Annotated in this window: 7 protein-coding genes and 1 pseudogene; all 8 read right to left on the bottom strand. The window is 33.6% G+C overall.

Going from position 1 to position 6,529, the window contains the following annotated elements:
* A pseudogene (locus tag LQU93_RS04610) lies at positions 1–118 on the bottom strand (IS1595 family transposase); the annotation flags it as partial.
* Positions 119–250: 132 nt separating this feature from the next.
* A complete protein-coding gene (locus tag LQU93_RS04605; protein ID WP_229932708.1) occupies positions 251–1,243 on the bottom strand; it encodes an aldo/keto reductase in 993 nt (330 codons plus the stop codon).
* A 14-nt stretch (positions 1,244–1,257) separates the two neighbouring features.
* Positions 1,258–1,926 (bottom strand): DUF8095 domain-containing protein, encoded by a 669-nt coding sequence (locus LQU93_RS04600; protein ID WP_229932707.1) that lies wholly within the window; start codon positions 1,924–1,926, stop codon positions 1,258–1,260.
* On the bottom strand, positions 1,923–3,263 hold the full coding sequence (gene purF / locus LQU93_RS04595) for an amidophosphoribosyltransferase (RefSeq protein ID WP_229932706.1): 1,341 nt from the start codon (positions 3,261–3,263) through the stop codon (positions 1,923–1,925). The genes LQU93_RS04600 and purF overlap by 4 nt, the downstream gene beginning before the upstream one ends.
* Positions 3,264–3,567: 304 nt before the next feature.
* Entirely contained in the window at positions 3,568–3,717 is a 150-nt protein-coding gene (locus LQU93_RS04590; protein WP_229932705.1) for a hypothetical protein, read from the bottom strand.
* Entirely contained in the window at positions 3,680–4,447 is a 768-nt protein-coding gene (gene dapB, locus LQU93_RS04585) for a 4-hydroxy-tetrahydrodipicolinate reductase (protein WP_229932704.1), read from the bottom strand. The genes LQU93_RS04590 and dapB overlap by 38 nt, the downstream gene beginning before the upstream one ends.
* Complete coding sequence (ubiE, locus tag LQU93_RS04580) at positions 4,444–5,163, bottom strand: bifunctional demethylmenaquinone methyltransferase/2-methoxy-6-polyprenyl-1,4-benzoquinol methylase UbiE (RefSeq protein WP_229932703.1); 720 nt, start codon at positions 5,161–5,163, stop codon at positions 4,444–4,446. The genes dapB and ubiE overlap by 4 nt, the downstream gene beginning before the upstream one ends.
* Before the next feature lie 3 nt (positions 5,164–5,166).
* Positions 5,167–6,501 carry a CYTH domain-containing protein gene (locus LQU93_RS04575; protein WP_229932702.1) on the bottom strand — a complete coding sequence of 445 codons (1,335 nt, stop codon included), beginning with the start codon at positions 6,499–6,501 and terminating at the stop codon, positions 5,167–5,169.
* Positions 6,502–6,529: the final 28 nt, after the last annotated feature.

Here is a 6,529-nt window from a genome sequence, read left to right as displayed (position 1 = left end):
AATTCCTACTAATTTTGATATTTTAGTAGCCTCAATATCTAGGCAGAAATATCTTAAAATTTCCCTAAATTTCTTTTCTGAAATTTAGGGAACGATATATGTACTTATTTTCATCGATATAATCATACTTTTAAGCTCCTTGTTAAGAACTTAAATTAAAGAGAGCCTTATAATTTTAGCCATTTACGTATTTATTGTGTTTAAAATTAAACAACCCCTCCTGGCAATACATTTTGATTAATGCATAAATTTATCTATCTACCATGCTATCTTGTGCTGCTGTGTAGCGATGTCCGGTTATTTGTATGCGATCTAGCTTGTCTTGTATCTGTTGCAATTCGTCTTTGTTTAAAGTGATTTTTAAAGCCCCTAGATTCTCTTTTAGTCTGCTTAGTTTTTTTGTTCCTGGTATTGGTACTACTATATCGCTTTGAGCTAAAGTCCATGCTAAAGCAATTTGTGATTTTGTGGCATTTTTACTAGTTGAAATTTCATCTAAAAAGTCTAGTAATGCCTTGTTTGCACTCATTGCTTCATCACTAAAACGTGGATTGTGTTTTCTGCTATCATTTTCATTCAAATCTGCATTTTTGCTAAAATTTCCCGTTAAAAACCCTCTTCCAAGTGGAGAAAATGCCACAAATCCAGCCCCTATTTTATCAAGTTCATCAAACATTTTCTCTTTTGGTTCTTGCCACCACATTGAAAACTCACTTTGCATAGCTGAAACTGGTGTCACTGCATTTGCACGTTTTAGTGTGCCTATGCTAGCCTCACTTAACCCAAATGCTCTAGCCTTGCCCTGTTTTATAAGATCACCAACAACACCAGCTACATCTTCGATCGGCACATTTGGATCAACTCTATGCTGGTAGATGATATCTATGTAGTCTGTTTTTAGTCGTTTTAATGAGCCTTCAACGGCTGATATTATGTGTTTTGGATCGGAGTTTAGACCAGCCATTTGATAATGGTTATTTACTTTTTGTATATTAAATCCAAATTTTGTAGCGATTTTTACTTTATCTCGCTTATTTTTAAATGCTTCTCCTAAAATTTCTTCATTCACAAACGGACCATATACCTCAGCCGTATCATAAAAATCTATGCCAAGTTCAAAAGCTTCGTGTAGTAAATTTATGCCTTCATCTTTGCTAAGTGCAACACCTAAAAACTGAGATATTCCCATGCATCCAAGCCCCATAGCACCTACTTGTATCTGTCCTAGTTTTCGTTTTTGCATACTTTATCCTTTGCTTATTTTAATTCGCATAAAAACTTTAAAATTTGCACCTGTCTTTGCAGATTTGCACCAAGCACTTGTTTGAATTTATCATCATATACGAGTGCGGCAACCTTTTGTTTAGTATCGTCGTCGTTTATGTGTTGCAAAAAACTATATTTACTAACTGCTAACTCATAATTTTCGTATGATGACAATATAATACTGGCAAACAAATCATTGTCATTTTGACTAAAATCATAGTGGTTTGCATAGTAGTTATTTACACTTTTTATATCTATTTTTTCGCCTTTTTGTAGCGAAGTGCAAACTTGGTTTTGTGAGTTAAAATTTATGCTTTGGATATTGCCTTGATTAAACTCATAAATTTTAATTGTTTGTGAGTTTTTAAGTGATGAAATTTCATCTTTATTATTTGGGTTTATCTGTTTATTAGTCATTATAATCGAATAGCTATGATTTGCCGTTTCATACATTGTGCCTAGATTGCTTCTTTCTACTCGTGCAACCCCTGTTTTGTTGTATTTTTCTTGCTCTGATACTTCGCGTTTAAAGCTGATTTTTTTTAAATTTGCGTCATTGTCAAAAAAGTATCTAAAGGGCTTTGGGCTGTGATTTTGTGGTGTTTTGCTGCCACAACCAACCATAAATAAAACCATAAATAAAAATATATAAAATTTCACTTTATAAAATAATCTCCATCAAAACTTACGAGTGAGTATTTGCGTTCGTTTCCTATCGCACTTGTTAGCTCATCTATGCTTAAAAACTCAAGACTGTCAGCACCTATGTATTTGCGAACTTGTTCAATATTTTTATTTGCACTGATTAATTCCTCAAAGCTAGGCGTATCTATGCCGTATCTTTCTGGATATTTTAGCTCAGGGCATGCTACTTTAAAATGTATCTCTTTAACTCCTGCATGACGAAGTAGTTCGACTATCTTTTTGCTAGTAGTTCCACGCACTATACTATCGTCTATGACAATCACGCTTTTGCCTTGCAATACGCTATGCATAGGGTTTAGTTTGAGTTTGACTTTTAAATTTCTTAACTCTTGTGTTGGCTCGATAAATGTTCTGCCAACATAATGGTTTCTTACTATCGCTGCTTCAAACGCCAAACCGCTTTCTTGAGCGTAACCAAGTGCCGCAGCAACGCCACTATCAGGAACTGGAATTACAAAATCCGCTTTTGTTTTGCTTTTTTTGGCTAGGACACGCCCCATATTTTTACGCACATCATATACGTTTTTGCCATCTATGATGCTATCTGGACGAGCAAAATATATATATTCAAACGCACAAATTCTAGGATCTGGTGTAAAAATCTGCTCACTTTTAAAGCCATCTTTGCCGTATTCAAATGTAATCATCTCTCCTGGCTTAACGTCTCTTATAAATTCTGCATCAACTAAATCAAACGCACAAGTTTCACTCGCTACAATATAGCCACCATCTTTTAATTTGCCTATACTTAATGGTCTAACTCCGTATTTATCACGTATCGCAAAAACCTTGGTGCGTGATTGTATAAGTAGGCAGTAAGCTCCTGTTATGTTGTTTAAGGCATATAAAATTCTATCTTTTAGACTGTGTGATTTGTGTTGAGCTATTAGATGAATTATGTTTTCTGTATCCATATTTGAAGCAAAAATAGCTCCATTTTGTATTAGCTCTTGTCTTGTTTTATCTTTATCTATAAGGTTTCCATTATGCACTATAGAAATAGAGCCAAGTGCGTAATTTGCCGCAACTGGCTGAGCATCAAGCAAAGAGTCGCTACCAGCCGTGGCGTAGCGGTTATGCCCTATTGCCATGCGTCCTTTTAAAATTTCAAAGCTATCTTTGTTAAATACCTCAGTTACCAAACCTCTATTTTTTATTGTTCTTATGATTCCGTCATTGTCACATGAGCTTATTCCGCTTGCTTCTTGTCCTCTATGTTGCATTGCAAACAAAGCATAATATGCTGTTTTTGCAGCATCGGCTGAGTTTATAACACCTACTATCGCACACATTTTTACCCTTTTTAGTTTTTTACAAATCCATGCTTAAGGTTTTGATATTTTACCGCAAATATTCATAAAATTTTGCAAATTTTTACCTTTATACCTTAGTCATGATAGATTTTAAAATATTATGAGCTATAAATTTAGCTCGTCGTTTGCTTTTTACTGACTTTATATACTTTGTTGTTTAAAAGTCGATAAATTCGCTATCCTTGCTACCATTGCCAAACACACTTACTTACACGCTTTGCTTACACAAAGTCGCTTTTGTCATCTTTAAAGCAAAATATGAGCTTAGTCAAATCACCAGCATTTAAAATTTCTGCTTTTGGGCGTAAAAGCACAAAAATTCATTGTGATTTTCACGCTCATAATCCTTGATATCATCAAGGCTAAATTTATCGCTATTTCTCTTTTTTAGAAATTTAAAGCCCCAAGCAATCATATATCGTGTATTTGCCACTTTGCTGAGTGCTTAGCCAAATTGCTGCTTTTATAGCTCCTTTGGCAAATGTTGCTCTACTTGTTGCTGTGTGATTTAGCTCGATAAATTCTCCATCATTGTAAAAACCAACCGTGTGACGTCCAACAACATCTCCGCCACGCAAAGCCATAACGCCAATCTCATCTTTGTTTCTAGCACCTACTAGTCCTTCTCTACCGGTTGTCATGACCTCTTTTAGATCTAAATTTCTAGCTAGTGCGGCGTGTTCTGCTAGAGTTAATGCTGTGCCACTTGGTGCATCTTTTTTGTGTTTATGGTGCATTTCGGTTATTTCTATATCAAATTCTCTAAGCGCTTTTGATGCAATTGCCACTAAGCGATTTAGTACTGCTACACCCAAGCTCATATTTGTAGCGTATAATATAGGCATTGTGTTGCTTGCTTGTGCTATTAGTTCGGTCGCATCATCGCCTAGTCCGGTGGTGCCTATGACTAGTGGCTTTGGATTTGTTCTTGCATAATTTATTAAATTTATTGCACCTTGTTTTATAGTAAAATCAATCACGACGTCGCTATTTGCAAATAATTCATCTAAGTTGTTTGTTACAAGCACGCCTTTTGGCAACTGATATGTAATCTCATCTATTGCGTATGCTATGCTTAGTCTTGCCACTTCATTATTTGCTAAATTTTGTGCTATCTCTTTGCCCATTTTGCCACTTGCACCGTGTATGCCTATGCGTATCATTTTGTTTCCTTTATTTTTTTGGCTATAAATAGTGTTGAAATTTCCATCGAAAAACCTTTGCACTCTATTATCTCAAATCCAGTTTCTTTAAGTTCATCACAAAAGCTCTTTGCGTCCAAAAAGTCCTGTATCGAGCTAGGCAAGTATTCATATGCTTCTTTATTTTTTGAGATAAAGCCACCTATTTTTGGTAGAATTTTTTGCAGATAAAAGTCACGAATTTTGCTTAAAAAGCCAGATTGTTGGCGTTTGGTAAATTCTAAAACTACAACGTAACCACCCATTTTTAGTACTCTATTAAACTCAATTAGTGCCTTTTGTCTTTCTACGACATTCCTTATGCCATAGCTTATGCTTAATATATCTGCACAAGCATCACTTAAAGTTGTGTCATTAGCATATGCTTGTATGAATGTGAAGTTTGGAAATTTTTGTTTGCCAACTTCCATCATGCCAGATGATGGATCTATGCCTGTTAGGCTGTTTATGCTAACATTTTGTTTTTGTGCGGTGCTTTGCCACATACCCATCATGTCGCCAGTGCCACATGCTACATCGACTATGTTGATATTTTGATGTGTGAAATTGTCTAACACTTTTTTACATGCATATTTTCTCCAGCTTATATCAACGCCCATGCTTAAAACGCGATTTGCGACGTCGTAAGTTTTGGCTATATCATCAAACATTTTTACGATTTTTTCTTGTTTTTGCAAAATTTATCCTTGATAGTATATTTTTATTTGATTTGATACTTTTTTTGAAATTTTATCCATTTTAGCTTTAGTTTTTATGAGTTTATCGCGTTTTTTGTGCATTTTTAATATTAAAATTTTGCTAAGTTTTTCATTTTCTTTTAGGCTGTTGCATGCATTTAGACATATTTCGCATTCGCTTAAATTTCTTAAGATGTTAAGTAAAATTTGCGTTTTTTTGATAACTTTTAAGTATGCTTTAAAATCAAAAAAAGCTCCGAAATTTTCATCTATTAAATTTATAGTTTCTAAGATATCTGTTAGTTTATAAAAACTTGTATTTTTGCTATTTTCATCTATATTTTTTAATGCTAAGCGTAATCTTACTAGGCTTGTTCTTAGTGTATAAGCTACGATATTTAAAGTATTTTGATTTGCCTTTTTTCCGTCGTAAAATCCGCTATCTTCGTCCAAAAACATCTCAAAGTCTTTTAAAAATTTTATATTTTCATCAATATATCTTGATATATTGCTTTCTTGTGCTTTGATAGCTAGTGCTAAAAAATCTAATATTTGTGCATTTTTTTTATTATTTTTTATGTGCGAAGTGGAATTTATGAGATTTTTATATGACGAAGTAATATTGCTTAGCTTTTTAAAATTTACAGCAAAAACATCACTTGTGTGCGTGTCAAAAACATCGTTAAAGTTGCTAAAAATATTTGAAATTTCAGCATAATTTTTATTTTTGTAATTTTGATTTAACACAATCTTTAGTGCGTAACTGATATTTATATTTTTTGGAAGGCTTATGTCTAAATCATTTTTTTCTAGCACTGATTTTGCTAATTTTTTATCGATATTTTCGTCTGGCATATTTAGTGTAGCCAAGGATTTATTTTTGTATTTTGGCTCAGCACTTACATCGCACTTAACAAATCCTAAAAGTGGCTGTTTAAGTTTGAAAAATACAGCATATAATTCATCGTTAAATTTAATTTGCAGTATATTTAACCCATGCAGTTCGCCTATATATTCGTCGATATAAGCATCGTTTGCATTGAGTTTAAAGTGATATCTTGTTTTGTGCAAGACATCGCCTATCTTATTTTTTAGTTCAGATTGATACTCGCTAATATCACACAATGTTGTGATTTCATTACAGCTTGTGCCAGTGCCAGATTTTTGAGTTTTAGTGTAGGTGTCATTTTGTTTGCGATATCTTACTTCTGTATTTTTGCTAATTTTTGTATAAAATTGTGAAATTTCGCTGATGTTAAAAACAACGCCACAATCGGTTAAAAATTTTAGTATCGAGTTATCATGAAGTAGAAATTTTCGCCGTATCTCTAAGCTCATAAAACCTCCCTAAAATTTCTCATATTTT

Source organism: Campylobacter majalis, assembly GCF_905120465.1.
Taxonomy (GTDB): Bacteria; Campylobacterota; Campylobacteria; order Campylobacterales; family Campylobacteraceae; genus Campylobacter_A; species Campylobacter_A majalis.
Note: the sequence above shows the minus strand (reverse complement) of the source record. Positions and strands in the feature narration are given on the sequence as shown.

Excerpts from the sequence above, each read along its gene's own strand:
- LQU93_RS04605 (WP_229932708.1), bottom strand. The coding sequence starts at position 1,243 with ATGCAAAAACGAAAACTAGGACAGATACAAGTAGGTGCTATGGGGCTT.
- purF (WP_229932706.1), bottom strand. The coding sequence starts at position 3,263 with ATGTGTGCGATAGTAGGTGTTATAAACTCAGCCGATGCTGCAAAAACA.
- dapB (WP_229932704.1), bottom strand. The coding sequence starts at position 4,447 with ATGATACGCATAGGCATACACGGTGCAAGTGGCAAAATGGGCAAAGAG.
- LQU93_RS04575 (WP_229932702.1), bottom strand. The coding sequence starts at position 6,501 with ATGAGCTTAGAGATACGGCGAAAATTTCTACTTCATGATAACTCGATA.